Below are 25,534 nucleotides of genomic sequence, written 5' to 3'. Positions count from 1 at the left end.
CCCCGAGCCGGAGGACTGCACCACCATGCGCGCCACCGTCATCCACGCCCCGCACGACATCCGCGTGGAGGAGGTGCCCGACGCTGCGATCCAGCGCCCCGAGGACGCCGTCGTCCGCGTCCTGCGTGCCTGTATCTGCGGCAGCGACCTGTGGGCCTACCGCGGCGAGGCCGCGCGCCAGCCCGGCCAGCGCATCGGCCACGAGTTCCTCGGCGTCGTCGAGGAGACCGGCTCCGCGGTGTCCGGCCTGCGCGCCGGGGACCTGGTCGTCGCCCCCTTCATGTGGTCCGACGGCACCTGCGACTACTGCTCCGAGGGCCTGTACACCTCCTGCGTGCACGGCGGCTTCTGGGGCTCGGTCGGGCACGACGGCGGCCAGGGCGAGGCCGTCCGCGTCCCGCACGCCGACGGCACCCTGGTGAAGCTGCCCGCCGAGGCCGTTTCCGACGAGCACCTGCTGACCGGTCTGCTCGCGCTGTCCGACGTGATGGGCACCGGCCACCACGCGGCCCTGGGCGCCGGGGTCCGCAAGGGCTCCACGGTCGCCGTGGTCGGTGACGGCGCGGTGGGCCTGTGCGGCGTCCTCGCGGCCAAGCGCCTCGGCGCCGAGCGGATCATCGCACTCGGCCGCCACGCCGTCCGTACGGACATCGCCAAGCTCTTCGGGGCCACCGACGTCGTCGCCGAGCGCGGCGAGGCGGCCGAGGCCGCCGTCCGCGAGCTCACCGGCGGCCAGGGCGCCCACGCCGTCATCGAGGCGGTCGGAACCGAGCAGTCCATGCGCACCGCCGTGAACATCACCCGCGACGGCGGGGCCATCGGCTACGTCGGCGTGCCGCACGGCAGCGGCACCGGCCTCGACCTGGGCGTCATGTTCGACCGCAACATCAGCCTGCGGGGCGGCGTGGCCCCCGTGCGCGCGTACATCCCGGAGCTGCTGGAGGACGTGCTGAGCGGCGCGATCGACCCGGCGCCGGTGTTCGACCGGGCCGTGTCCCTGGGCGAGGTCCCGGACGGCTACCGCGCGATGGACGACCGCAGCGCGCTCAAGGTGCTCATCAAGCTCTGACAGGTCGCGCGACGGCGACCGGAACGACCAGCACGACGAGAACAGCCAGAACAGCCAGAACAGCCAGAACGGCCAGAACGGCCGGAGGGGCCGGCCGGGGGATGATCCCCCGGCCGGCCCCTCCGCGCGTACGCGTGAATGATCGTTACTTCACGGCCTTCAGCGCGTCCACCACGCCGTAGCCGTAGTAGCCGGTCTGGCCCCACTTGCTCTCGCAGGTGGTGGCGTCGATCAGCGTGCCCGTGCTGTCGTAGACCTGCGTCGGGCAGGCCGTCTTCGTGGCCTGGCCCTTCAGCATCGCCTGGAGCTGCGACGGCGTGGCCGTCGGGTGCGCGCTCTTGAGCAGGGCCGCGACGCCGGCGACGTGCGGGCCGGCCATCGAGGTGCCCTGCTTGTAGCCGTAGCCGCCGCCCGGCAGGGTGGACAGCACGCGGCCGTTGGCGTCCGGGGTGGCCGGGACCTGCCACTTGTCGCCGCCGGGGGCGGCGACGTCGACGACGCCCAGGCCGTAGCTGGAGTAGTAGGACTTGAAGCCCTTGTCACCCGTGGCGGAGACCGAGACCACGCCCGGCAGCTGCGTGGGCAGGTCCAGGCAGACGTGCGGGTCGATGGTGCGCGGGACCGGGGTCGCGTCGTCCGGGCTCGTGTCGTCGACGATCGAGTTCGAGGACAGGTCCCAGTTCTCGTTGCCGGCGGACGCCACGTTGAGCACGCCCTTGCGCTCGGCGTACTTGCTCGCCCGGCCGAGGGCCTCCACCAGCGCCTTCTGGTCGTCGTCCGTCTTGCAGTTGAAGTACCAGGGGTCGACGTAGTAGCTGTTGTTGGTCACCTCGATCCCCTTCTCGGCGGCGAACATGAAGCCGCAGACGACCGCCTCGGTGTAGAAGAGGCTGGTCCCGGGCTCGCTCACCTTGATCGCGGCGACCTTGGCGCCCGGCGCGACACCGCTGATGCCGATGCCGTTGCGGGCCGCGGCGATGGTGCCGGCCACGTGGGTGCCGTGGTCGCTGCCGTCGGCGTACGGGCGCCACGCGCCCTCGGTGGTGTCCGCGACGCCGCCGACACAGTTGGCCGACTGCTCCTTGGAGAAGTTCGGGGCGAGATCCGGGTGGGTGTCGTCAACACCCGTGTCGATGACACCCACGGTGACGTCCGGGCTGCCATCGTTGATCTTGTGCGCCTCGTCGGCCTTGATCGCCCGCAGGTCCCACTGGTTGGGCTCCAGCGGCTCCTGTCCCGCGTCCGCCGTCGCCGCGGACTTGGCGGCGTCCGCCGCGCTCATCCGCTGCGTGCTGCCCTCCTCGGTGGTCTGCACCGACTGCAGGGGGGCCGTCCGGGTGGCGCCGACCGACACGAACAGGCCGCGCTGGGCGCGCAGCTGCTTGGCGAAGTCGGGGTTCTGGGAGTGGGCGACGACGACCCCGATCTGCTCGTAGGACGTCACCACCGTTCCGCCGGCCCGCTCGATGGCCTTCTTCGCCGCCGTGACCGTGGCGTACGTGCTCAGGTTCGCCACGTACGACAGCTTGGGGCCGGACGTGTCGGGCTTCGCCGCGGCTGCCGCGTCCGCCGTGTTGCCCAGCGGAGCGGCGGAGGCCGCGACCGAGGGCAGGAAGGCGAGCGAGGCGGTGAGCGCCAGGCCGACCGGTACGGCGAGAGCGCGCCGGCGGCCGGATCCCAGATGAGCCATGGGTTCTCCACATCATCCGTCGTGAAAAAAGCCGCCCGGACGCGTTTTTCGCGTCGGACGGGTTCATGACACGTGAACCTAGTGCCGACGTTCGGCTTTGCGCCATCAGTTCGAGGAATCAGTTTCCAAAGAAACGTCGGGCGTTGAACCATCCCGACACGCCGGCCGTGCCGTTGACAGGGGGGATCGGCACCACCATCCCCCCGCACGGAGGTTGTTATGTCCGTCGTCCCCACCGCACCCGCGTCACAAGGAGAGCCCCCCGTGACCACCGAAGAAGCAGCGCCGCCCGGCAGCGCGGGAACGCCACCGGCGAGCCCGACGGCCGAAGAGTTCGGACGCGTCCAGCAGAGTGACGAGTTCGCCGAACTGCGCCGCTCCCACCGCTCCTTCGCCTTTCCGCTCACCGTGGCCTTCATCGCCTGGTACCTGCTCTACGTCCTGCTGTCCAACTACGCGGGCGGCTTCATGGGGACCAAGCTCTTCGGCAACATCAACGTCGCCCTCGTCCTCGGCCTCGCCCAGTTCGGGACGACCTTCCTGATCGCCTGGCTGTACTCGCGACACGCCGCCGCCGAGCTCGACCCCAAGGCGACGGCGATCAAGCAGCGGATGGAGGCCGGAGCGTGAGCGGCCCGCTGCACCTGACCGTCGCGGCCGGCGCCACCGAGCACCGGCCGCTGATCATGACCCTCTTCGGCCTCTTCGTCGTGGCGACCCTCATCATCACGATCTGGGCCGGCCGCCAGACCAAGGACGCCGCCGACTTCTACGCGGGCGGCCGCCAGTTCACCGGCTTCCAGAACGGCCTCGCCATCTCCGGCGACTACATGTCCGCCGCGTCCTTCCTCGGCATCGCCGGAGCCATCGCCCTCTTCGGCTACGACGGCTTCCTCTACTCCATCGGCTTCCTCGTGGCCTGGCTGGTCGCCCTGCTGCTCGTCGCCGAGCCGCTGCGCAACTCCGGCCGCTACACCATGGGCGACGTGCTCGCGTACCGCATGCGCCAGCGCCCCGTCCGGACCGCGGCGGGCACCTCCACCATCGTGGTGTCGATCTTCTACCTGCTCGCCCAGATGGCCGGCGCCGGCGTGCTCGTCTCGCTGCTCCTGGGCATCACCAGTGACGGCGGCAAGGTGGCCATCGTCGCGCTGGTCGGCGTACTGATGATCGTCTACGTGACCATCGGCGGTATGAAGGGCACCACCTGGGTCCAGATGGTCAAGGCCGTCCTGCTCATCGCGGGCGCCCTGCTGATCACCTTCCTGGTGCTGCTGAAGTTCAACTTCAACATCTCCGACCTGCTGGGCAAGGCCGCCGAAAACAGCGGCCAGGGCGCCAAGTTCCTGGAGCCCGGTATGAAGTACGGCAAGGACGCGACCACGAAGCTGGACTTCATCTCGCTCGGCCTCGCCCTGGTCCTCGGCACCGCCGGCCTGCCGCACATCCTGATCCGCTTCTACACGGTGCCCACCGCGAAGGCCGCCCGTAAGTCCGTGAACTGGGCCATCGGCATCATCGGCGGCTTCTACCTGATGACGATCGCCCTCGGCTTCGGCGCCGCGGCCCTGCTGAAGCGGGCCGACATCATCGCCTCCAACAAGGCGGGCAACACCGCCGCCCCGCTGCTCGCCCAGGAGATCGGCGGCGGCGCCGGCTCCACCGGCGGCGCGATGCTGCTCGCGGTGATCTCCGCGGTGGCCTTCGCGACCATCCTCGCGGTCGTCGCGGGCCTCACCCTCGCCTCCTCCTCGTCCTTCGCGCACGACATCTACGTGAACGTGATCCGCAAGGGCAACGCCACGGAGAAGGAGGAGGTCCGGGCCGCCCGCTGGTCCACCGTGGTCATCGGCGCCGTCGCCATCGGCCTCGGCGCCCTCGCACGCGACCTCAACGTCGCCGGCCTGGTCGCCCTCGCCTTCGCGGTCGCCGCCTCCGCCAACCTGCCGACGATCCTCTACAGCCTCTTCTGGAAGCGCTTCACCACCCAGGGCGCGCTGTGGTCCATCTACGGCGGCCTGGTCTCCTCGGTGGTCCTGGTGCTGTTCTCCCCGGTCGTGTCCGGGAAGCCCACCTCGATGTTCAAGGACGCCGACTTCTACTGGTTCCCGCTGGAGAACCCCGGCATCATCTCCATCCCGCTCGGCTTCCTCCTCGGCTGGCTGGGAACCCTGCTGTCCAAGGAGAAGGCCGACCCGCAGAAGTTCGCCGAGCTCGAAGTCCGCTCGCTCACCGGAACCGGCGCCCACTGACACCTGCGCCTGACCGGCATCCTCCGAACACCCAGCGTGGCCGCGTCGTACTTCTCTACGACGCGGCCACGTCCCGTCTCGTTCATTCGGGCACGCCTACGCGTCACAGCCGTCGCGTAGGCTCGCATACAGCGCACGCACTCTCATCCACCGCGGCGCGAACCTCTACGAACCGGACAGGGGAGGAGGCCCACAGTGCTTCTCGACACCTACGGCCGCGTGGCCACTGACCTGCGTGTCTCACTCACCGACCGGTGCAATCTGCGCTGTACGTACTGCATGCCCGAAGAGGGACTGCAGTGGCTCGGCAAGTCGGACCTGCTGAGCGACGAGGAGATCGTCCGCCTGATCCGCATCGCGGTCACCCGGCTCGGCATCACCGACGTCCGCTTCACCGGCGGCGAGCCGCTGCTCCGCCCCGGCCTGGTCGGGATCGTCGAGCAGTGCGCGGCCCTGGAGCCCCGCCCCAAGATGTCGCTGACCACCAACGGCATAGGTCTCAAGCGCACCGCGCAGGCCCTCAAGGCCGCCGGCCTGGACCGTGTGAACGTTTCCCTGGACACCCTGCGGCCCGAGGTCTTCAAGACCCTCACCCGCCGCGACCGGCACAAGGACGTCATCGACGGCATGGCCGCCGCCCGCGAGGCCGGCCTGACCCCGGTCAAGGTCAACGCCGTCCTGATGCCCGGGCTCAATGACGACGAGGCCCCCGAGCTGCTCGCCTGGGCCGTGGAGAACGAGTACGAGCTCCGGTTCATCGAGCAGATGCCGCTCGACGCCCAGCACGGCTGGAAGCGCGACGGCATGATCACCGCCGGTGACATCCTGGAGTCCCTGCGCACCCGCTTCACGCTCACCGAGGAGGGCGCCGTCGAGCGCGGCTCCGCCCCGGCCGAGCGCTGGGTCGTCGACGGCGGCCCGGCCACCGTCGGGGTCATCGCCTCGGTCACCCGCCCGTTCTGCAGCGCCTGCGACCGTACGAGGCTCACGGCCGACGGCCAGGTCCGTACGTGCCTGTTCGCCACCGAGGAGTCGGACCTGCGCGGCGCCCTGCGCTCGGGCGCCCCGGACGAGGAGATCGCCCGCCTGTGGAAGGTGGCGATGTGGGGCAAGAAGGCCGGCTCCGGCCTCGACGACCCCTCGTCCTTCCACCAGCCCGACCGCCCGATGTCGGCGATCGGCGGCTGACAGCCGGGGCTCTGCCGGGCCTCAGCCGGGGCTCAAGGCCGTTCCGAGCCCTCCGGCTGCACCCACTCGTCGATCTTCACGACGTCCTTGAGGAAACCGCGGACCCCCAGGAACTGGGAGAGGTGTTCGCGGTGCTCCTCGCATGCCAGCCAGGTCTTGCGCCGCTCCGGCGTGTGCAGCTTCGGGTTGTTCCACGCCAGAACCCAGGCCGCCGCGTCACGGCAGCCCTTGGCGGAGCAGGTGGGCGCGCTGTCGCCGGTGTTCGTATCCGTCTCAGGGGAGTTCACAGCCTCAACCCTACAAACGGAAGGGCGACGCCGAGCAGCCACGGGGGGAGCTGCCCGGCGTCGGTCCGTCGCTCCGACGGGGGATGCGGAGCGCGTAGGCAGTATGTCACGCAGGACCCGGTGCGGTGCACCGGAACTTCATGATTGATCTGAGGTTTTCTTGAGGTTTCCCGATCCCAGTGCCGGGCGCACAGGGGCGGGGATGAAGTGCGAGGGCAGTGAGGGGGTCGACTCGCGCCCCGCGTTGGCGATGACCACGGCCACGTAGGGCAGCAGCGCGCCCGCGACCAGCGTCACGATCGCCACGTGGCGTTCCACGTTCCACAGGACCACGGTCGCGATGACCGACAGGGTTCTGACGGCCATGGAAATCACGTACCGGCGCTGGCGGCCCCGCACGTCCTCCGCGAGGCCCATCCGGGCCCCGGTGATCCGGAAGACCTCGGCCCCGTTCCGTTTCGTCCGCTGCACGCTCCACCACCCGATCCGCCTCGCCGGACACTCCCGGCCCGGACGCTTCCACCGTACGCCGCCCGCCCGGTGGCGAGGAGTAGGGGGTGCCCTCCTGGCCGGGCCCGAATGGTGCTGTCCGAAATGCGCGGTAGGCCGGACGGTTTGAGACTGGGCCCACATGCGCACAACGCGCCAGGAGGAGGCTCGTCATGCAGTGGTTGTGGGCGATCATCGTCGGTTTCGTGCTCGGCCTGATAGCCCGGGCCATCCTGCCGGGCAGGCAGCACCAGCCGCTGTGGCTGACCACCGTCTTCGGCATCGTCGGCGCGATCCTCGGCAACGCCGTCTCGCGGTGGATCGGCGTGGAGGACACCAGGGGCATCGACTGGATCCGGCACTTGCTCCAGCTGGCCGGGGCCGTCGCGATCGTGGGGCTGGGCGACATGATCTACATGGCGGTCCGAGGCAACAGGCGGCGGATGGCCTGACGTGAGGCCATGCCGGCGGCGCGCCCGCCGGGCATGACGAAGGGGCCGGCCGGACAGTGTCCGTACCGGCCCCTCCGCCGTGCGTCCTACGCCGTGCTGTCTTACGCTGTGCATCCTGACCTGGCGTCAGCCGGTGACCTCGACCGCGGCGAGGTTCTTCTTGCCGCGGCGCAGCACCAGCCAGCGCCCGTGCAGCAGGTCCTCCTTGGCGGGGACCGCGTCCTCGGCGGTGATCTTCACGTTGTTCACGTAGGCACCGCCCTCCTTCACGGTCCGGCGTCCGGCCGACTTGCTGGCGACCAGGCCCGTCTCCGCGAGCAGGTCCACGACCTGGCCCAGCTCCGCGACCTGGGCGTGCGGCAGCTCGGACAGGGCCGCGGCCAGCGTGGCCTCGTCCAGCTCCGCCAGGTCGCCCTGGCCGAACAGCGCCTTCGACGCGGCGATCACGGCGGCGCACTGGCCGGCGCCGTGCACGAGCGTGGTCAGCTCCTCCGCCAGCGCGCGCTGGGCGGCACGCGCCTGCGGCCGCTCGGCGGTCTGCGCCTCCAGCGCCTCCAGCTCCTCACGGCTCTGGAAGGACAGGATCCGCATGTAGGTGGAGATATCGCGGTCGTCCACGTTCAGCCAGAACTGGTAGAACGCGTACGGCGTGGTCATCTCCGGGTCGAGCCAGACGGCCCCGCTCTCGGACTTGCCGAACTTGGTGCCGTCCGCCTTGACCATCAGCGGGGTCGCCATGGCGTGCACGTTCGCGTGCGGCTCCAGGCGGTGGATCAGGTCGAGGCCGGCCGTCAGGTTGCCCCACTGGTCGGACCCGCCCTGCTGGAGGGTGCAGCCGTAGCGCCGGTACAGCTCCAGGAAGTCCATGCCCTGGAGCAGCTGGTAGCTGAACTCCGTGTAGCTGATGCCCTGGTCGGACTCCAGCCGGCGGGCGACCGAATCCTTCGTCAGCATCTTGTTGACGCGGAAGTGCTTGCCGATGTCCCTCAGGAACTCGATGGCGGACAGACCCGCCGTCCAGTCCAGGTTGTTCACCATGACCGCCGCGTTCTCGCCCTCGAAGGACAGGTACGGCTCGATCTGCGCCCGCAGCCGGTTCACCCAGTTCGCGACCGTCTCCGGGTCGTTCAGGGTGCGCTCGGCGGTGGGCCGCGGGTCACCGATCTGACCCGTGGCCCCGCCTACGAGGGCCAGCGGCCGGTGCCCGGCCTGCTGGAGCCGGCGCACGGTGAGCACCTGAACCAGGTGCCCCACGTGCAGGGAGGCGGCGGTCGGGTCGAAGCCGCAATAGAACGTGACAGGACCGTCCGCGAACGCCTTGCGCAGCGAGTCTTCGTCGGTGGACAGGGCGAAGAGCCCGCGCCACTTCAGTTCGTCGACGATGTCCGTCACGGTTCTGGGTCTCCTTGAGCGAGATGAAACAGAAAGCTGAGGTTTCCCCGCCAGTCTAGGCGGGGAAGGCAGGCACCTCAGACCCCTTGACTGACCGAGCTCATGTTGAAGTCCGGGATCCGCATCGCGGGCATCGCGGCCCGGGTGAACCAGTCGCTCCACTCGCGCGGCAGGGTCTTCTCCGTTCGGCCCGCCTCTGTGGCCCGCGACAGCAGGTCCACCGGGGACTCGTTGAACCGGAAGTTGTTGACCTCGCCGACGACCTGCCCGTTCTCCACCAGGTAGACCCCGTCCCGGGTCAGCCCCGTGAGCAGCAGCATCGTCGGGTCGACCTCGCGGATGTACCAGAGGCAGGTCAGCAGCAGACCCCTCTCGGTGCCCGCCACCATCTCCTCCAGCGACTTCTCGCCGCCCGCCTCCAGGAGCAGGTTCCCGAAGCCGGGGCTGACCGGCAGCCCGGTCAGGCCCGCGCTGTGCCGGGTCGTGGTCAGCCGGCTCAGCTCACCGTCCCGGATCCACTCGGTCGCCGGGACCGGCAGGCCGTTGTCGAACACCGAGGCGTCGTCGCCCGAGCTGTGGGCGATCACGAACGGCGAGGACTCCAGGCCCGGCGCGTTCGGGTCGCTGCGCAGGGTCAGCGGCAGCTCGGACAGCTTCTCGCCGAGGCGGGTGCCGCCGCCGGGCTTGGAGAAGACCGTCCGGCCCTCCACCGCGTCCCGGGCCGCCGCCGACCACATCTGGTAGATCATGAGGTCGGCCACCGCCGTCGGCGGCAGCAGGGTCTCGTACCGCCCGGCGGGCAGTTCGATCTTCCGCTCCGCCCAGCCGAGGCGTACGGCGAGCTCCGCGTCCAGCACGGTCGGGTCCACGTCCTTGAAGTCCCGGGTCGAGCGGCCGGCCCAGGCCGAACGCAACCGGCCATCGGCAGCAGCAGGGGACTTCGCGTTGAGCTCCAGCGTGCCGTTGGGCTGGTCGTGGCGCAGCCGCAGCCCCGTCGAGGTGCCCACGTACGTGGAGACCAGCTCATGGTTGGCGAAACCGTACAGCTCCCGGCCGCCGGCCCGGGCCCGGGCGAAGGCCTCGCCGAGGGCCGGGGCGAAGTCCGCGAAGACCGCCGAGGAGGTCTCGGCCGGGGCGTCGAGGAAGTCCGGCGAGGCCGGGGTCCCGGTGACCAGCGGCTGGGCGTCCTCCGCCGGGCCGGCTCCCCGGGCGGCCGCCTCGGCGGCCTGTACCAGCGGCTCCAGGTCCGCGGCGGTCACGGCTGAGCGCGAGACGACCCCCGAGGCCGTCCCCTCCTTGCCGTCGACCGTGGCGATGACTGTCAGGTGCCGCCCCCGGGTGACGCCGTTCGTCGTCAGGGCATTGCCGGCCCAGCGCAGGTTGGCGGTGGACTGCTCGTCCGCGATGACGACACACCCGTCGGCGGTGGACAGCTCCAGGGCCCGCTCGACGATCTCGTGGGGCTTCGTGCGAATCGTCATCAGCGTCCGGCCTCCTGCGTGGTGTTCAGAATGGTCACGTCGCGGAACAGCGCGGACGGGCAGCCGTGCGAGACGGCCGCCACCTGCCCGGGCTGGGCCTTGCCGCAATTGAAGGCGCCGCCCAGGACGTAGGTCTGCGGGCCGCCGACCTTCTCCATCGAGCCCCAGAACTCGGTGGTCGTCGCCTGGTACGCCACATCGCGCAACTGCCCGGCCAGCCGGCCGTTCTCGATCCGGAAGAACCGCTGCCCGGTGAACTGGAAGTTGTATCGCTGCATGTCGATCGACCAGGAGCGGTCGCCGACCACGTAGATCCCGCGCTCCACTCCGCCGATCAGGTCCTCCGTGGACAGCCCGCCCGGATCCGGCCGGAGCGAGACGTTCGCCATCCGCTGCACCGGGACGTGCCCGGGGGAGTCGGCGTAGGCACAGCCGTTGGAGCGCCCGAGGCCGGTCAGCTTCGCGATCCGCCGGTCGAGCTGGTAGCCGGTCAGGGTGCCGTCCTTGACCAGGTCCCAGCTCTGCGCCTCGACGCCCTCGTCGTCGTACCCGACGGTGGCCAGCCCGTGCTCGGCGGTGCGGTCACCGGTCACGTTCATGATCGGGGAGCCGTACTTGAGCTTGCCGAGCTGGTCGAATGTGGCGAAGGAGGTCCCCGCGTACGCGGCCTCGTAGCCCAGCGCCCGGTCGAGCTCGGTGGCGTGGCCGATGGACTCGTGGATGGTGAGCCACAGGTTGGACGGGTCCACGACCAGGTCGTACCGCCCGGCCTCGACGCTCGGCGCCCGCATCTTCTCGGCGAGCAGGACCGGGATCTGCTCCAGTTCGGCGTTCCAGTCCCAGCCGGTCCCCGTCATGTACTCCCAGCCGCGCCCGGTCGGCGGGGCGATGGTGCGCATCGAGTCGAACTCGCCGGTGGTGGCGTTCACGGCGATCGCTGTGAGCTGGGGGTGGATCCGGACCCGCTGCTGCGTGGTGACGGTGCCCGCCGTATCGGCGTAGAACTTGTTCTCGTGGACGGCGAGCAGCGAGGCGTCCACATGGGCCACCCCGTCGGCCGCCAGCAGCCTGGAGCTCCAGTCGGCGAGCAGCGCCGCCTTCTCCGCGTCGGGAACCTCGAAGGGGTTCACGTCGTAGGCGGAGATCCATGTCTTCTCGGCGTGCACCGGCTCCTCGGCGAGCTCCACGCGCTCGTCCGAACCGGCCGCCTTGATCACCTGGGCCGACAGCTTGGCCATGGCCACCGCCTGCGAGGCCACCTTCGCGGCGCCGTCCATGGTGAGGTCGACACCGGAGGCGAACCCCCAGCTGCCCCCGTGCACCACCCGGACCGCGTAGCCGAGGTCGGTGGTGTCGGACCCGCCTGAGGGCTTGGCGTCCCGCAGCCGCCAGGAGGCGCTGCGGATCCGCTCCAGCCGGAAGTCGGCATGCTCGGCGCCCAGCGCGCGTGCCCGGGCGAGCGCCGCGTCGGCGAGCGCCCGCAAGGGCAGCGCGGTGAAGGCCGCGTCGATGGTATGGGGCACGGAAGTCCTCCCGTGGTCGGGGCCGGTCGCCTTGATGATGTCGCGCTTGATGCTCTTGTGCCCACATCTTTCTGTAGGGACTCGACAGAGCCCGTCGCAAGGCCCTGTCGGAGCTCGATTCTTTGTATGGCGGATGCGGCCTATAGGTTTTTGGTACTCATACCGCCAAGCGAAAGGGTGATCCGTTGAGCCGCTCGGTTCTCGTCACCGGAGGAAACCGGGGCATCGGCCTCGCCATCGCCCGAGCCTTCGCGGAGGCTGGAGACAAGGTCGCGATCACGTACCGGTCGGGCGAGCCGCCGGAGGCGCTCACCTCGCTCGGGGTCCTGGCGGTCCGGTGCGACATCACCGACTCCGAGCAGGTGGAGCAGGCCTACAAGGAGATCGAGGACAAGCACGGCGCGGTCGAGGTGCTGGTGGCCAACGCCGGCATCACCAAGGACACGCTGCTGATGCGCATGTCCGAGGATGACTTCGCGTCGGTCGTCGACACCAACCTCACGGGCACCTTCCGGGTGGTCAAGCGCGCGAACCGCGGCATGCTCCGTGCCAAGAAGGGCCGCGTCGTCCTGATCTCCTCGGTCGTGGGCCTGCTGGGCTCGGCGGGACAGGCCAACTACGCCGCCTCCAAGGCCGCGCTGGTCGGCTTCGCCCGCTCGCTCGCCCGTGAGCTGGGCTCCCGCAACATCACCTTCAACGTGGTCGCCCCCGGCTTCGTGGACACCGACATGACGAAGGTGCTCACCGACGAGCAGCGCGCGGGCATCGTGGCTCAGGTGCCGCTCGCCCGCTACGCGCAGCCCGAGGAGATCGCGGCAGCCGTGAGCTTCCTGGCGTCCGACGACGCCGCGTACATCACAGGAGCCGTCATTCCCGTTGACGGCGGATTGGGCATGGGTCACTGATCACCATGAGCGGAATTCTCGAGGGCAAGCGCGTCCTCATCACGGGTGTGCTGATGGAGTCGTCCATCGCCTTCCACACCGCCAAGCTGGCCCAGGAGCAGGGCGCCGAGGTCATCCTCACCGCGTTCCCGCGCCCGACGCTGACCGAGCGCATCGCCAAGAAGCTGCCCAAGCCGGTCAAGGTGATCGAGCTCGACGTCACCAACGACGAGCACCTGGCCCGCCTGGAGCAGATCGTCCGCGACGAGCTCGGCGGCCTCGACGGGGTCGTGCACTCCATCGGCTTCGCGCCGCAGGACGCCCTCGGCGGCAACTTCCTCAACACCCCGTTCGAGTCGGTGGCCACGGCCATGCACGTCTCGGCGTTCTCCCTGAAGTCGCTGGCCATGGCCTGCAAGCCGCTGTTCCCGGCGGAGGGCGCGGCCATCGTCGGCCTCACCTTCGACGCGCAGTTCGCCTGGCCGCAGTACGACTGGATGGGCCCGGCCAAGGCCGCGCTGGAGGCCACCAGCCGCTACCTCGCCCGCGACCTGGGCAAGGAGAACATCCGCTGCAACCTGGTCTCGGCCGGCCCGATCGGCTCGATGGCCGCGAAGTCCATCCCGGGCTTCTCCGAGCTGGCGGACGTCTGGAACTCCCGCTCCATGCTGGAGTGGGACATGAGCGACCCGGAGCCGGCCGGCAAGGGCGTCGTCGCCCTGCTGTCGGACTGGTTCCCGAAGACCACCGGCGAGATCGTCCACGTGGACGGCGGCCTGCACGCGATGGGTGCCTGATCCTCGACCGATCCGGCCCACCACGTCCGTACGGCGGCGGCCGCGCTTTCCCCCGGGGAGGCGCGGCCGCCGCTGTTTTCGTGCGGGCCGGGTGGGAGCGGGGTGCTCTCTCGATCGAATGTTCGCTGTCCGACGGGATCTTCCCGAGTCGAAAACGGCGACATTTCCCTGCAAACTGACCTCGTCGGGATCTTCCCGGCTCCTGCGGGGAGGAGGTACGGGAGTGCGCGCGAGGCGGAGCCGAGCGGTATCGCTGCTGGTCACCTCGGTGGTCCTGACCGGACTTCTGATCCCGGGAGCCATCGCGCAATCCCCCGACGCAGAGCCGGCCGCCGGCCCCGCGATGGCGGCCCCGGCCTTCGTGGACCTCGCCGAAATCCCGGTCGAGCCACCCGTACAGCCTGCCCCGCCCGCCGCGCGGGAGTTGTTCGGGGCCGACTGCGACACCGAGATCGAGGGGTCGCGGGTGACGGCGTACTGCCACAACGGCTATCCCGAGACCGACCTGATCCGGCTGCACGTGGAGTGCGACCGCTGGTGGGACGTGGACGGGGACGGCGCTGCCGTTGCCGTGGGGCCGGCCGGGCGGGTGGAGCTGACGAGCCGGTGCTGGAAGGAAGTCCGGTCGGCCTGGGTGAGTCACGAGCGGCCCTGACGGGGTTGGCCCGGGCCCGGCCCTGGCGCCCTGGTGCCGGCCCGAGGTTCTGGCTTCGGCCGCTAGCCCCTAGCCCCGGCCCTGGCTCTTGCCGAGGCAGACGAACGGGTAGCCCGCCGCCTCCGACGTCGCAGCGTCGCCGTCCCCGCGCCGGATCGTCTCGATCAAGCGGGTGTGGTCCAGATGGGACGCGGGATCCAGCTCCGTTCCGACATCCGTCCGCAGCCAGTCCGCCACCAGATCCCCGAGGTCCGCGTACAGCTCGATGAGCACCTCGTTGTGCGAGGCGGTCACCACCGCCATGTGCAGGGCCACGTCCGCCGCAACGAACAGTTCCGCGTCCCCGCTCTCCCACGCCTCCTCGCGCCGGGTCAGCAGCGCGTCCAGCTGTACGAGGTCCCGGTCGGTCCGCCGCTCCGCCGCCAGCCGGGCCGCCGAGGACTCCAGGGTCGAGCGCAGCTCCGCGATGTGCCGCGGGTCGGCTCCGGCGAAGCGCCGGTGCATCACCCCGGCCAGTTCACTGGTGGCGATGACGTAGGTGCCCGAACCCTGCCGGATGTCGAGCAGGCCGTTGTGCGCGAGGGCCCGGACGGCCTCCCGCACCGTGTTGCGGGCGACGCCCAGCAGCTCCACGAGCTCCGGCTCGGTCGGGATGCGGGCACCCACCGGCCACTCGCCGGACGTGATCTGGTTCCTGAGCTGGGCGATCACCTGGTCGACGAGCGCGGATCGCCGGGGCGAGGTCAGCGGCATGCGGGCGGGGTCCTCTCCGAGGGTGGACAACCAATCATCCCATGATTCTATGATGGTTCAATGTCCGACGAAGAAATCAAGACCCTGAACCGGCCCCAGGCCGCGCGCACGGCACCCCTGGGGTCCCCCGGCACGCCCGCCACCACCCAGCCGGCCTGGCTCGGCCCTGTGCTCATCGTCGGCATCGTCCTGGCCGCCCTCAACCTGCGGCCCGCCATCACCAGCCTCGGCGCCCTCTTCGAGGAGACCCGCGAGGGCCTCGGCATGAGCGGCACCGTCGCCGGACTGATCACCTCCGTCCCCGCCCTCTGCTTCGCCGTCTTCGGCGTCACCGCGCCCCGGCTCTCCCGCCGCTTCGGCCCCGCCGCCGTCGTCTGCGCCGGCATGGCCGCCGTCGCCGCGGGCCTGCTGATCCGTCCCTTTGCCACCAACGCCGCCGGGTTCCTCGCCGCCAGCGCCCTGTCCCTGGCGGGCATAGCCCTCACCAACGTGCTGCTCCCGGTGATCGTCAAGCGCTGGTTCCCGGACAGGGTCGGCACTATGACCGGTCTCTACTCCATGGCCCTGGCCGCGGGCACCTCGCTCGCCGCCGCGGCGACCGTCCCGCTGACCTCCGCCCTCGGCGGCAGCTGGCGTACCGGCCTGCTCATCTGGGCCGTGCTCGCGGTGGCCGCCGTACTGCCCTGGCTGCCCATCGCCGCCGCGGGCCGCCGGGAGAAGGCCGCCGCGCCCTCGGGCGTGCGTCCCGACGCGGGCCCGCGGATCGTCCGCAGCCGCACCGCCTGGGCCCTGGCCTGCTACTTCGGCCTCCAGGCCACCGGCGCGTACGTCACCATGGGCTGGCTCCCGCAGATCTTCCGCGATGCCGGGGTCTCCGCCTCGACCGCCGGCGTCCTGCTCGCCGTCACCATGGTCATGGGCGTCCCGCTCGCCTTCGTCATCCCCGGCCTCGCCGGGCGGATGAGGAACCAGGGCGCCATCGCCGCCACCCTCGGCCTCTTCGGCTTCCTGGGATACGCCGGCCTCTACTTCGCCCCCGCCGCCGGCGCCTGGGCCTGGGCGCTCCTGCTCGGCGTCTCCAACTGCGCCTTCCCGCTCGTCATCACCCTCATCGGGCTGCGCGCGAAGTCCCCGGCCGGTGTCGTCAAGCTGTCCGCCTTCGCCCAGAGCGTCGGCTACCTCATCTCCATCCCCGGACCGCTGGTCATCGGCACCCTCTACCAGCACACCGGCGGCTGGGACCTGCCGCTGGCGCTGATGGCCGGACTGCTGATCCCGCAGATCGCACTGGGCGTCCTGGCCGGCCGGGACCGCACGATCGAGGACGAATGCGGCATGCGAGACTGATGGGCATGTCGCCCGTACTCGAACCGAACCCCCAGGACGGCCACAAGAAGCTCGGCATCGTGCTCGGTGCGATGCTCCTCGTGACCGTCGTCATCGCCGTCATCGCGACGCTCGCCTCCCCGTGACACGACGCTGGTGAGCGGGCTCGCGCGCCGCCTTGGTAGGGCTACCCCCACCAACCCCTAGGGGGCCAGGCTCAGGGTGAACTGGGGTGCGCCCCGGATGGGAGCCGCTCCTCCGGATCCATAGATTCGAAGCCAGCGAGCCAGTCCCACCCGCACACCCACGGAGGCGGCCATGTCGGCCCCCACGCACACCACCCCGTACCTCCGCCCCACGGCCCCCTCCCGCCGCCGGGGCGCCGCCGGTGCGAACGCCCGGCTGCACTGGTGGACGCTGGCCCTGCCCGCGCTCGCCTTCGGGCTCCTGCTGCTGCTCCTCGCCGGATCGGGCGAGGCCCACGCGGCGTCCGGCGAGGTCTCCGGGCTGGTCCGGCTCACCGAGCAGCTGCTGCGCGTCGTCGGCTGACCGGCGCGCTCCACCCCCCCCGGGTGACCGGCGCTCCACCCTCGGGTGACCGGCGCTCCACCCTCGGGTGACCGGCGTTCCACCCTCGGGTACGAGACCCTCAACACCCAGCGCCCGATGGCTCATTTCATGCGAAGCTGGGAGCCATGAGCGCCGACACACCCCGCAGGATCGTCATCCTCCGGCACGCCAAGGCCGACTGGCCCGAGGTGTCCGACCACGACCGCCCGCTGGCGGAGCGAGGCCGCAAGGACGCACCGGCCGTCGGTCTGAAGCTGGCCGAGACCGGCATCACCTTCGACCTGGCCCTCTGCTCCACCGCCGCCCGCACCCGCGAGACCTGGAAGCTCGCCGTCCAGGAACTGCCGCACCGGCCGAAGACCGTGTACGAGGACCGGCTGTACGACGCCTCGCTGGGCGAGCTCATCGCCCTGCTGAACGAGACCCCCGATGATGTCGCCGACCTCCTCGTGATCGGCCACAACCCCGGCATGCACGCCCTCGCCGACGCCCTCTCCGGGCGCGCGGAGGGCGACACCGCGGTGCGGATGACCCGCTCGGGGTTCCCGACGGCGGCGCTCGCGGTCATCTCCTTCACCGGCTCGTGGAAGTCGCTGGAGCACGGGGTGGGCACGCTGCTGGACTACTGGACGCCCAAGGACCACTGACCCGCTGAGGCGGACGGGGACGGGCCCCGGCGATCGATGCGCCGGGGCCCGTCCCTCCGTAGAGGTGTGCGGATCGGGTCGGGTCAGGTCAGGCCGGCCGCCTCGACCTCTTCCCGGGTGATCCCCAGCAGGTACAGCACCGCGTCCAGGAACGGCACGTTCACCGCGGTGTGCGCGGCCTCGCGGACCACCGGCTTGGCGTTGAAGGCCACACCCAGCCCGGCCGCGTTCAGCATGTCCAGGTCGTTGGCGCCGTCGCCGATCGCCACCGTCTGGTCCAGCGGTACGCCGGCCTCCGCGGCGAAGCGGCGCAGCAGCCGGGCCTTGCCCGCCCGGTCCACGATCTCGCCCGTGACCCGGCCGGTGAGCTTGCCGTCCACGATCTCCAGCGTGTTGGCCGAGGCGAAGTCGAGCCCCAGCCGCTCCTGGAGATCGTCCGTCACCTGGGTGAACCCGCCGGAGACCACGCCGACCTGGTAGCCGAGCCGCTTGAGGGTACGGATCAGGGTCCGGGCGCCGGGGGTGAGGCGGACCTCGGAGCGGACCTTGTCCACCACGGAGGCGTCGAGCCCGGCCAGCAGTGCCACGCGGGCGTGCAGCGACTGCTCGAAGTCCAGCTCGCCGCGCATGGCCCGCTCGGTCACTTCGGCGACCTCGGCCTCGCAGCCGGCGTGCGCCGCGAAGAGCTCGATGACCTCGTCCTGGATCAGGGTCGAGTCCACGTCCATGACGACCAGGCGCTGGGCCCGGCGGTGCAGCCCGGCCGAGACCACGGCCACGTCGACGCCGATGTGCGCGGCGGCCAGGGCCAGGGCGGTGCGCAGCGGCTCGGTCTCGGTGCCGGAGACGGCGAACTCCACCGCCGTCACCGGGTACTTCGCGAGGCGGAAGATACGGTCGATGTTGCCGCCGGTGGAGGTGATCCGGGCCGCTATGGCCGCCGTGGACTCGGCCGTCAGCGGGTGGCCGAGCACGGTGACATGTGAGCGTCCACTGCCGCGCGGCCGGTTGTCACCGGTACCGGAGAGGATCTCGGCCTGCAGCTTGAGCGACTCGGCCCAGCTGTGGACGGTGGCCCGCAGCTCGCCCTCGGCGGCGCCGGCGGGCTGGGTGACGAGGGCGCACAGCACGATGCGGCCACGGGTGACGACCTGCTCGATGTCGACGACGTCGACGGAGTAGGCGGCGAGGGTGTCGAACAGCCCGGCGGTGATCCCGGGACGGTCCTTGCCGAAGATCTTGACGAGGAGGGTGGGGACGTCGGAGGTCTGCGAAGCGCTCATGGTGCCCTCACCGTATCTTCCCCATCCCCACAGGTGGACCCCCGTCCCACCCTGCGGGCGGGATCCTTCCACCGCACCCCGGGTCGGCCAGGTCAGCCTGGGGGTTTTGGCGGGGGCGGCGGTGGAGGGGGCGGTGTGAAAGGCGGGCGCTGGGCCGGCCGCCGCGGCTTGGGCGGCGGGCCGGTGATCGTCACGTCCCAGGAGACGTCGGGGTCGATGGACGGGTCGGTGTGCGGGTCGTTGCGCCGGTGGGTCCACCCGGGCGGCGGCCGGCGCCGCGGGGCCGGACCGTACGAGGCGGTAGGCGCGCCGGGGCCTTGTCCTGCCTGGGCCGGACCTGCCTTGCCTTGTCCTGCCTGGGCCGGTCCTGCCTTGCCTTGTCCTGCCTGGGCCGGTCCTGCCTTGCCTTGTCCTGCCTGGGCCGGACCTGCCTGGCCCGGTCCCGCCCGGCCGGGACCTGCCCGACCCCGTTCCGCCTGGCCGGGGCCCGCCTGGCCCGCCCGACCCGGGCCCACCCCGCCCGGCCCCGCCTGATCCGCACCCCACTGCGGCAGCGGGGCCGGGCGGTGGTGGCGGGCGAGGGCCGCGCCCGCTGCGCCGGCCGCCGCGCCCCACGCCGCGCCGATCAGCAGGGCCGGCACGGGAGCGGCCCGGAGGTCCACACCGGCGTCGACCGCGTCCACCCCCAGCACCGCGAGCGACGCGTCCGCCGACACCCCCGTCAGCCACACCAGCGCCGCCAGCGTCACCCCGGTCACGGCCGACAGCCGCACCGCGCACCCCGCGATCCCGCGCCCTGGAGTCCGTACGGCCGCCAGCACACCCGCGTACAACAGCAGCAGGCCCGCCCCCGCGACGAGCAGCCAGGCGCGCCCGTCGTACTCCGCGAGCCGGGCCACCGTCACCGGCTCCCGCTCCGACACCCCCAGCAGCTCGTCCAGCGGAGCGGGCAGCAGCCGCCCGGGCTCACCCCAGGCCCGGCCGCGCAGCGGCACGAACAGCCCCAGCAGCACCCCCACCCAGCTCCCGTTCGGCGCCCCCAGCAGCGCGGCCCCCAGCACCCGCCGTGGATGGTCGTCCCGCACCGCCGCCCACACCGCCGAGGCCAGCCCGGCCGCCACCGCCACCAGCAGCACCGCCACCACCGCCGACACCGCCGGCCGCAGCCGCGCGCACGCCGTCGGCCCGCGCCGAGAGGCCAGCAGCGTCAGCCCCAGCACCGCCAGGACCCACACCCCCGCGCCCACCAGCGTCGGCCCGAGGTCCACCGAGAACCCCACCCGGGTCCGTGTCTCGATCAGGTCCCCGATGCGGTCCGGGAGCAGCCCCCCGATGTCCCCGATCCCGGGGATCTCAACCTTCGCGGGCATCCTGGGCAACCGCGCCCCGTCGAGGGTGACCACATCGTGCCCGGCCCACGCCAGCCCGCCCGCCGTGGCGACGAACAAGGCCGCCACCACGCCCGCCCGGGCGGCGAGTTCCCCGGCGGCCGCCCCGGTCCGGAGCGAGCGCAGGAACACGTGCGCCAGGACCAGCGCCCCGGCCAGCCCGACCCCCAAGGGCGTGACGTCCAGGGAGGTTTCGGCGCCGGCCCCGGCCACCCCGAAGGCCGACACGTCACCCGACGGCGTCACCGTCCCGCCCACCGCCAGCACCACAACGGCCGCCGTCATCGCCCCCAGCGAGCCGCCCGCCGCGTCGGCGCCCAGCAGGCGCAGCCCCAACGCGGCCGTCCCGGCCATCACGATGAGGGACCAGCCCACGGCGGCGACGCCGGACAAGACCACATCTCCCCAACGAATGCGGCGCATGCGTGCCCCCCGGTATGTGGGTGGGACGGTCGGCGAGAAGTCCCGTATCTCACTCTCCGGGTGACTTTCGACCCCGTCAACGGGCAGGCGTAGACACCTCTGACAGGCCCCGATTCCACATGTGGCCGCAGGCCTGAAATAGTTCCCCCGGATGTTCGCCATCCCTAGACTCCCTGACTGCAGGGGGATTCTCGGGGGACTTAAGTGGGGCTGGAGTGCCGGAACTCGTACTGGAATTGAATGGAAGGACCTGGACGCTCGATCCGTCCAGGTCGTACTCCCTGGGGCGTGATCCCCAGGGAGACATCGCGATCGATGATGCCCGGGTGTCGTGGCGACACGCCACCATCAGCTGGAACGGCCGGGGTTGGGGCATCGAGGACCACGGGAGCACCAACGGCACTTATGTGCACGGCGCGCGGGTCCAGCAGACCGAGCTCGTGCCCGGTACGCCGGTGCACCTCGGCAACGCCACCGACGGCCCGCGGCTGAATGTGAGCGCTGCCGCGCAGCAGCCCGTGGCCCACCAGGCCCCCGCGTACCAGGCCCCGGCCCAGGCGCAGGCGCCGGTCTACGATGCCCCGCAGCAGCAGGCCCAGCCGCAGCAGCAGGTATGGCAGCAGCAACCGCAGCAGCCGGTCGCCGCCCAGCAGCTGCACGCGCAGCAGCAGCCGCACGCCCAGCAGCCGCACGTCCCGCACCAGCAGGGCGGCGGCCCCGCCGCATCCCGCCCCGTGCAGGGTGCGGGTCCCGGCTACAGCGACCGCAGCCCGACGACGTTCCACCAGCTCTCGCTGGGCCACGTCATGCGGATCGGCCGTGCGCTGGAGAACGAGCTGGTGGTCTCCGACCTCCAGGTCTCCCGCCACCACGCCGAGTTCCGCTCGATGCCCGGCGGCCGCTTCGAGATCCGCGACCTCGGCAGCCACAACGGCACCTACGTCAACGGCCAGCCGGTGCCCAAGTCCGGCACCGCACTGCTCGGCCCGAACGACATCGTCGGCGTCGGCCACTCGACGTTCCGGATCGTCGGCGACCGCCTCGAGGAGTTCGTCGACACCGGCGAGGTTTCCTTCTCGGCCCGCCACCTCACGGTCACCGTCGACGGCGGCAAGCAGATCCTCAAGGACGTTACCTTCGGCGTCCCGGAGAAGTCGCTGATCGGTGTCATCGGCCCCTCCGGATCCGGAAAGTCGACCCTGCTCAAGGCGCTGACCGGCTACCGGCCCGCCAACGAGGGTGACGTCCTCTACGACAACCGCAACCTGTACAAGCAGTTCGCGGAGCTCCGCCAGCGCATCGGCCTGGTCCCGCAGGACGACATCCTGCACAAGGAGCTGAAGGTCAGCACCGCCCTCAAGTACGCGGCCAAGCTCCGCTTCCCGGGCGACACCGCCGAGTCCGAGCGCGCCGCCCGCATCGACGAGGTGCTGCGCGAGCTCAAGCTCGACATCCACAAGGACAAGAAGATCACCTCGCTCTCCGGTGGTCAGCGCAAGCGCGTGTCCGTGGCCCTGGAGCTGCTCACCAAGCCGTCGCTGATCTTCCTGGACGAGCCGACCTCCGGCCTCGACCCGGGCATGGACCGCGATGTCATGCAGCTGCTGCGCGGGCTCGCCGACGACGGCCGCACGGTCCTCGTCGTCACCCACTCGGTCGCCGAGCTGGCCATCTGCGACAAGCTGCTGGTCATGGCCCCGGGCGGTTCGGTCGCCTACTTCGGCCCGCCGGACGAGGCGCTGAACTTCTTCGGCTACACCACCTGGGCCGACGTGTTCTCCTCCTTCGAGAACTACCGCGACTACGACTGGGCCGGCCGCTGGAAGGGCTCGCAGCACTACCAGCTGTACGCCGCCGACCTCGACGCCGTGGCCCCGCAGTCGGTCTCGATGCCGCCCGCTCAGCAGATGCGCACGCCCAAGGCGCAGGGCTGGGGCTCGCAGCTCTGGACGCTGATCCGCCGCTACCTCTCGGTGATCGCCTCCGACAAGGGCTTCATCGGCCTGATGCTGATCCTGCCCGCGGTCCTGGGTGTGGTCTCCACGGTCATCCCCGCGAAGTTCGGCCTGGCGCCGCCCGTGGCGCCGTCCCGCTTCAACGGCGACGCCGGCACGATCATGCTGATCCTCGCGGTCGGCATGTGCTTCTCGGGCGCCGCGAACTCGGTCCGTGAGCTGATCAAGGAACGCGTCATCTACGAGCGTGAGCGCGCGACCGGCCTGTCCCGGTCGGCGTACCTCATGTCCAAGGTGATCGTCCTCGGCATCATCACGGCCATCCAGGGCGTGATCATCTGTGGGATCGGCTTCTACCCGCGCGACCTGCCCACCGAGGGCCTGATCATGCCGCCGGCCCTCGAGATCTGCCTGTCGGTCATCGCGCTCGGCTTCACCTCGATGATGTTCGGCCTGGTGATCTCCTCGCTGGTGAAGACCGCCGAGAAGACCATGCCGCTGCTCGTGATGTTCGCGATCGTCCAGGTCGTCTTCACCGGCATCCTCTTCCAGGTGTACGACTCCCCGGGCCTGGAGCAGTTCGCCTGGCTGATGCCGTCCCGCTGGGCCATCGCCGCGGCCGGCACCACGCTGAACCTCGGCAAGCTCATGCCGCCGTGGGACGCCGACAACCCGACCAACACGGACCCGCTGTGGGAGTCCACGGTCGGCCAGTGGAGCCTGAACATCACCATCCTGCTGATGCTCGGCATCGCCTGCGGCTTCCTGGTGCAGCGCCTGCTGCGCCGCCACGAGCCCGAGGTCATGCGCGCGGGCAAGTAGCACCGGTCAGGCGGCCGGCACACGCGGGCCGCACGCACCAACGCCGCAGGGCGGCACCCGGACTCCGGGTGCCGCCCTGCGGCGCATGGGGGTTCAGTACACGGCTCAGTACGCGCTGTTCACGTTGTCCATGGACCCGTACCGGTCGGCCGCGTAGTTGCAGGCGGCGACGATGTTGGCGACCGGGTCGTACAGGTCGAACTTGGTGCCCTTGACGTGGTACGCGGCGAAGGTCGGCTGGATGACCTGGAGCAGGCCCTTCGACGGGATGCCGTTCTGGGCGTTGATGTCCCAGTTGTTGATCGCGCGGGGGTTGCCGCTCGACTCACGCATGATGTTGCGGTGGATACCGGCGTAGGTGCCGGGAATGCCCTCGCGCTTCATGATGGAGAGGGCTTCCTTGATCCAGCCGTCCAGGTTGTTCGCGAAGACGGGGGTGCGGGCCGCGGACCGGCTGGCGGCCTCCTTGGCCTCGCGGGCCTTCTTCGCGGCGGCCTCGGCCTTGGCCTTGGCAGCCGCGGCCTTGGCCTTGGCGGCCGCGGCGGCGGCCTTGGCGGCGGCGTCCTTCGCGTTCTTGTCGGCGATGGCGTGCTGCGTGCCGAGGTGCGCCAGGACGTTCGTCTGGGCACCGTCCACAACCTGCGTCCAGGCCACGGGGGCGACGGCGACGGCCGTCCCCGTCTGCTCGCCGGCGTTGGCCGGGACGAGAGAGAAGGCGAGTGCGGCGGCGCCAAGGGTGGCGATACCGGCGAAGGACAGCTTGTTCGCCTTGGTCAGGCGACGATTGTGGCCGGGGGTGCTGGTCTCGGACATGCGTGAGCAACCTCTTCGAATAGCGGGGGCCGCAGGAAAGCGCCGCGCTGATCCGGGATCTGCGGCGCTGTGCGACGTCGGCCATTCTTAGCGGTGGCAAAAACGCATGGCAAAGGTGTGACGTACGAAGCTGCTTAGTGGATCAGGAGCCGCTGTCGAGCCCGGAATTCCGGGCTCGACTCTAGGCAGAGCAGCGCTGACGGTGTCTTTACATGTCCACTAAGGACCTTCGTAAGTGATGTGCGTCCTATGCGCGGGCTCACATCGAACACGTAACAGCCTCACCCTGGGTTGCGGCAGCAATTCAATCAGTGAGGCCCCTCATCCTTGAGTAGCAGATGCACGTCCCCGAACTCATGCCAGAGGCAGAGCCGGGCCATCGCCTCCGCATACCCACGCTGTACGGCGGTACGCCCCGCGACCGCCTCCAGCATCTGCAGATGCGAGGCCCGGGGCTCGTGGAACCCGGTCAGCAGGCCGTCCACCACCCGCACCCCGCGGTCCGGCGTGACCACCAGGTCCGTCCAGCCCCCGGCCTCCCGGACCACCCCGCTGCCGTCCGCCGCCGACTCCAGGGCCCGCACCGCCGTCGTTCCCACCGCGATCACTCGCCCGCCCGTCGCCCTGGCCGCGTTCACCAGCCGCGCCGTCGTCGCGGGCACCGCGTACCGCTCCGGGTACGGCGGCTCGTGCGCCTCCTGCGAGGCCACCCCCGTGTGCAGGGTCAGCGGCGCGAACTGCACCCCCCGGCTCACCAGCCGCGCCACCAGCCCCGCCGTGAAGGGCCGGGCCGCGCTCGGCATCTCCGCCGATCCCGCCCCGTCGGCGGCCGGCACCGCGAAGACCGTCTGGTAGGCCGACAGCGGCTGGTCCCGCTCGGTGTACGCGTACCGGATCGGCCGCCCGTACGCGTGCAGCAGCCCCGGTACGTCGTCCACGGCCACCCGCGCCCACCACAGCCGGTCCGCTCCCGGGGCGAGCGGCTCCTCCAGTACGAGGGCGTGCCCGCCCGGCAGCTCTACGACCACCCCCGCGGGCCCCCCGGTGCGGGGCCGGGTCGTCCCCCGCGCGGCCCGGTCCCGCAGCTCCACCGCCCAGCGGCGGTCCTCACCCCGCGTCGAGAAGTGCACCACCACGTCCTCGCCGCCCAGCCGGGCATCCACCGCCGCCGGCAGCGTGGCCGAGGTGTTCACCACCAGCACGTCCCCGGCGCGCAACAGCCCTGGCAGCTCCCGGAAGGCGTGCAGTGACACGTCCGTCCCCCGCGAGACCAGCAGGCGCACCGCGTCCCGCCCCCGCCCCGGACCCCGCTGCTCGGCCGGCACCCGCGCCAGCAGCCCCGGCTGAATGTCCGGTATATACAGTCCCTCCCCTTGTACCGCCCGCCCCCCACTC

24 protein-coding genes are annotated in these 25,534 nt (G+C 71.1%); 13 read left to right on the top strand and 11 right to left on the bottom strand.

Annotated features, from left to right (window positions below; translation table 11 throughout):
- The first annotated feature begins 25 nt into the window (after window positions 1–25).
- A complete protein-coding gene (locus J7I97_RS33605) occupies window positions 26–1,069 on the top strand; it encodes a zinc-dependent alcohol dehydrogenase family protein (RefSeq protein ID WP_214942931.1) in 1,044 nt (347 codons plus the stop codon).
- Between the two features lie 145 nt (window positions 1,070–1,214).
- On the opposite strand, the gene J7I97_RS33600 is transcribed toward J7I97_RS33605, so the two are convergent.
- Window positions 1,215–2,759, bottom strand: coding sequence for a S8 family serine peptidase (locus J7I97_RS33600; protein ID WP_214942929.1), 1,545 nt, complete (start codon window positions 2,757–2,759; stop codon window positions 1,215–1,217).
- Between the two features lie 264 nt (window positions 2,760–3,023).
- Between J7I97_RS33600 and J7I97_RS33595 the strand changes: the two genes are divergently transcribed.
- The 3 genes from J7I97_RS33595 (at window position 3,024) to moaA (ending at window position 6,199) form a co-directional block, all read left to right on the top strand.
- The gene (locus tag J7I97_RS33595) at window positions 3,024–3,389 is read left to right on the top strand and encodes a DUF485 domain-containing protein (protein ID WP_214942926.1); all 366 of its coding nucleotides are present in this window, start codon (window positions 3,024–3,026) and stop codon (window positions 3,387–3,389) included.
- Between the two features lie 56 nt (window positions 3,390–3,445).
- Entirely contained in the window at window positions 3,446–5,011 is a 1,566-nt protein-coding gene (locus J7I97_RS33590; RefSeq protein WP_251059425.1) for a cation acetate symporter, read from the top strand.
- A 195-nt stretch (window positions 5,012–5,206) separates the two neighbouring features.
- On the top strand, window positions 5,207–6,199 hold the full coding sequence (gene moaA, locus J7I97_RS33585; RefSeq protein ID WP_214942920.1) for a GTP 3',8-cyclase MoaA: 993 nt from the start codon (window positions 5,207–5,209) through the stop codon (window positions 6,197–6,199).
- Between the two features lie 32 nt (window positions 6,200–6,231).
- Here moaA and J7I97_RS33580 read toward each other — a convergent pair whose 3' ends face one another.
- Together J7I97_RS33580 and J7I97_RS39735 are read right to left on the bottom strand one after the other, a co-directional pair.
- The gene (locus J7I97_RS33580; protein ID WP_214942917.1) at window positions 6,232–6,486 is read right to left on the bottom strand and encodes a hypothetical protein; all 255 of its coding nucleotides are present in this window, start codon (window positions 6,484–6,486) and stop codon (window positions 6,232–6,234) included.
- A gap of 138 nt (window positions 6,487–6,624) precedes the next feature.
- Window positions 6,625–6,957 (bottom strand): DUF3099 domain-containing protein, encoded by a 333-nt coding sequence (locus J7I97_RS39735; protein ID WP_214942914.1) that lies wholly within the window; start codon window positions 6,955–6,957, stop codon window positions 6,625–6,627.
- Window positions 6,958–7,148: 191 nt separating this feature from the next.
- Between J7I97_RS39735 and J7I97_RS33570 the strand changes: the two genes are divergently transcribed.
- Complete coding sequence (locus J7I97_RS33570; protein WP_214942911.1) at window positions 7,149–7,427, top strand: GlsB/YeaQ/YmgE family stress response membrane protein; 279 nt, start codon at window positions 7,149–7,151, stop codon at window positions 7,425–7,427.
- Window positions 7,428–7,553: 126 nt separating this feature from the next.
- On the opposite strand, the gene tyrS is transcribed toward J7I97_RS33570, so the two are convergent.
- From tyrS to J7I97_RS33555, 3 genes are all read right to left on the bottom strand, one after another.
- Window positions 7,554–8,819, bottom strand: a complete 1,266-nt coding sequence (gene tyrS, locus J7I97_RS33565; protein ID WP_214942906.1) for a tyrosine--tRNA ligase — start codon at window positions 8,817–8,819, stop codon at window positions 7,554–7,556.
- 77 nt (window positions 8,820–8,896) lie between these two features.
- Window positions 8,897–10,300, bottom strand: a complete 1,404-nt coding sequence (locus J7I97_RS33560) for a metallopeptidase TldD-related protein (protein ID WP_214942903.1) — start codon at window positions 10,298–10,300, stop codon at window positions 8,897–8,899.
- A complete protein-coding gene (locus J7I97_RS33555) occupies window positions 10,300–11,823 on the bottom strand; it encodes a TldD/PmbA family protein (protein ID WP_214942900.1) in 1,524 nt (507 codons plus the stop codon). Before J7I97_RS33555 ends, J7I97_RS33560 begins: the two co-directional genes overlap by 1 nt.
- 185 nt (window positions 11,824–12,008) lie before the next feature.
- Here J7I97_RS33555 and fabG point away from each other — a divergent pair, with 185 nt between their 5' ends.
- From fabG to J7I97_RS33540, 3 genes are all read left to right on the top strand, one after another.
- Window positions 12,009–12,728, top strand: a complete 720-nt coding sequence (fabG, locus tag J7I97_RS33550) for a 3-oxoacyl-[acyl-carrier-protein] reductase (protein ID WP_214942897.1) — start codon at window positions 12,009–12,011, stop codon at window positions 12,726–12,728.
- Between the two features lie 5 nt (window positions 12,729–12,733).
- Window positions 12,734–13,504 (top strand): enoyl-ACP reductase FabI, encoded by a 771-nt coding sequence (gene fabI, locus J7I97_RS33545; RefSeq protein WP_214942894.1) that lies wholly within the window; start codon window positions 12,734–12,736, stop codon window positions 13,502–13,504.
- A gap of 223 nt (window positions 13,505–13,727) precedes the next feature.
- The gene (locus tag J7I97_RS33540) at window positions 13,728–14,159 is read left to right on the top strand and encodes a hypothetical protein (RefSeq protein ID WP_214942891.1); all 432 of its coding nucleotides are present in this window, start codon (window positions 13,728–13,730) and stop codon (window positions 14,157–14,159) included.
- Window positions 14,160–14,228: 69 nt separating this feature from the next.
- Here the strand turns inward: J7I97_RS33540 and J7I97_RS33535 are convergent, their stop codons facing one another.
- The gene (locus J7I97_RS33535; RefSeq protein WP_214942980.1) at window positions 14,229–14,912 is read right to left on the bottom strand and encodes a FadR/GntR family transcriptional regulator; all 684 of its coding nucleotides are present in this window, start codon (window positions 14,910–14,912) and stop codon (window positions 14,229–14,231) included.
- Window positions 14,913–14,972: 60 nt separating this feature from the next.
- On the opposite strand from J7I97_RS33535, the gene J7I97_RS33530 reads away from it, so the two are divergent.
- The 4 genes from J7I97_RS33530 (at window position 14,973) to J7I97_RS33520 (ending at window position 17,455) form a co-directional block, all read left to right on the top strand.
- Window positions 14,973–16,259 (top strand): MFS transporter, encoded by a 1,287-nt coding sequence (locus tag J7I97_RS33530; protein WP_214942888.1) that lies wholly within the window; start codon window positions 14,973–14,975, stop codon window positions 16,257–16,259.
- Window positions 16,260–16,264: 5 nt separating this feature from the next.
- Window positions 16,265–16,384: an SGM_5486 family transporter-associated protein gene (locus tag J7I97_RS39270; protein ID WP_279399446.1), complete on the top strand. Its 120-nt coding sequence runs from the start codon at window positions 16,265–16,267 to the stop codon at window positions 16,382–16,384.
- A 172-nt stretch (window positions 16,385–16,556) separates the two neighbouring features.
- Window positions 16,557–16,787, top strand: a complete 231-nt coding sequence (locus J7I97_RS33525) for a hypothetical protein (RefSeq protein WP_214942885.1) — start codon at window positions 16,557–16,559, stop codon at window positions 16,785–16,787.
- Window positions 16,788–16,933: 146 nt separating this feature from the next.
- The gene (locus tag J7I97_RS33520) at window positions 16,934–17,455 is read left to right on the top strand and encodes a histidine phosphatase family protein (RefSeq protein ID WP_214942882.1); all 522 of its coding nucleotides are present in this window, start codon (window positions 16,934–16,936) and stop codon (window positions 17,453–17,455) included.
- 83 nt (window positions 17,456–17,538) lie between these two features.
- Here J7I97_RS33520 and serB read toward each other — a convergent pair whose 3' ends face one another.
- Both serB and J7I97_RS33510 read right to left on the bottom strand, forming a co-directional pair.
- The gene (gene serB, locus J7I97_RS33515; protein WP_214942879.1) at window positions 17,539–18,738 is read right to left on the bottom strand and encodes a phosphoserine phosphatase SerB; all 1,200 of its coding nucleotides are present in this window, start codon (window positions 18,736–18,738) and stop codon (window positions 17,539–17,541) included.
- A gap of 92 nt (window positions 18,739–18,830) precedes the next feature.
- Window positions 18,831–20,549, bottom strand: coding sequence for a streptophobe family protein (locus J7I97_RS33510; protein WP_214942876.1), 1,719 nt, complete (start codon window positions 20,547–20,549; stop codon window positions 18,831–18,833).
- A gap of 215 nt (window positions 20,550–20,764) precedes the next feature.
- Between J7I97_RS33510 and J7I97_RS33505 the strand changes: the two genes are divergently transcribed.
- Window positions 20,765–23,326 carry an FHA domain-containing protein gene (locus J7I97_RS33505; RefSeq protein ID WP_214942872.1) on the top strand — a complete coding sequence of 854 codons (2,562 nt, stop codon included), beginning with the start codon at window positions 20,765–20,767 and terminating at the stop codon, window positions 23,324–23,326.
- Window positions 23,327–23,431: 105 nt separating this feature from the next.
- Here the strand turns inward: J7I97_RS33505 and J7I97_RS33500 are convergent, their stop codons facing one another.
- Both J7I97_RS33500 and J7I97_RS33495 read right to left on the bottom strand, forming a co-directional pair.
- Window positions 23,432–24,139 carry a transglycosylase SLT domain-containing protein gene (locus J7I97_RS33500; protein WP_214942869.1) on the bottom strand — a complete coding sequence of 236 codons (708 nt, stop codon included), beginning with the start codon at window positions 24,137–24,139 and terminating at the stop codon, window positions 23,432–23,434.
- A 308-nt stretch (window positions 24,140–24,447) separates the two neighbouring features.
- Window positions 24,448–25,503 (bottom strand): S-adenosylmethionine:tRNA ribosyltransferase-isomerase, encoded by a 1,056-nt coding sequence (locus tag J7I97_RS33495; protein WP_251059420.1) that lies wholly within the window; start codon window positions 25,501–25,503, stop codon window positions 24,448–24,450.
- Between the last annotated feature and the right edge of the window lie 31 nt (window positions 25,504–25,534).

Origin of the sequence: Streptomyces sp. ISL-87, from assembly GCF_018614095.1 — a bacterium.
In the GTDB taxonomy this organism is placed as follows: Bacteria; Actinomycetota; Actinomycetes; order Streptomycetales; family Streptomycetaceae; genus Streptomyces.
The sequence above is the reverse complement of the archived record's forward strand: the minus strand, read 5'-3'. Positions and strand labels throughout refer to the sequence as shown.

Coding starts and splice junctions, on each gene's coding strand:
- J7I97_RS33525 (WP_214942885.1), top strand. CDS start 16,557: ATGTCGGCCCCCACGCACACCACCCCGTACCTCCGCCCCACGGCCCCC.
- J7I97_RS33570 (WP_214942911.1), top strand. CDS start 7,149: ATGCAGTGGTTGTGGGCGATCATCGTCGGTTTCGTGCTCGGCCTGATA.
- J7I97_RS33535 (WP_214942980.1), bottom strand. CDS start 14,912: ATGCCGCTGACCTCGCCCCGGCGATCCGCGCTCGTCGACCAGGTGATC.
- serB (WP_214942879.1), bottom strand. CDS start 18,738: ATGAGCGCTTCGCAGACCTCCGACGTCCCCACCCTCCTCGTCAAGATC.
- J7I97_RS33510 (WP_214942876.1), bottom strand. CDS start 20,549: ATGCGCCGCATTCGTTGGGGAGATGTGGTCTTGTCCGGCGTCGCCGCC.
- J7I97_RS33590 (WP_251059425.1), top strand. CDS start 3,446: ATGACCCTCTTCGGCCTCTTCGTCGTGGCGACCCTCATCATCACGATC.
- J7I97_RS33600 (WP_214942929.1), bottom strand. CDS start 2,759: ATGGCTCATCTGGGATCCGGCCGCCGGCGCGCTCTCGCCGTACCGGTC.
- J7I97_RS33520 (WP_214942882.1), top strand. CDS start 16,934: ATGAGCGCCGACACACCCCGCAGGATCGTCATCCTCCGGCACGCCAAG.
- J7I97_RS33560 (WP_214942903.1), bottom strand. CDS start 10,300: ATGACGATTCGCACGAAGCCCCACGAGATCGTCGAGCGGGCCCTGGAG.
- J7I97_RS33500 (WP_214942869.1), bottom strand. CDS start 24,139: ATGTCCGAGACCAGCACCCCCGGCCACAATCGTCGCCTGACCAAGGCG.
- fabI (WP_214942894.1), top strand. CDS start 12,734: ATGAGCGGAATTCTCGAGGGCAAGCGCGTCCTCATCACGGGTGTGCTG.
- J7I97_RS33605 (WP_214942931.1), top strand. CDS start 26: ATGCGCGCCACCGTCATCCACGCCCCGCACGACATCCGCGTGGAGGAG.
- J7I97_RS33530 (WP_214942888.1), top strand. CDS start 14,973: ATGTCCGACGAAGAAATCAAGACCCTGAACCGGCCCCAGGCCGCGCGC.
- J7I97_RS39270 (WP_279399446.1), top strand. CDS start 16,265: ATGTCGCCCGTACTCGAACCGAACCCCCAGGACGGCCACAAGAAGCTC.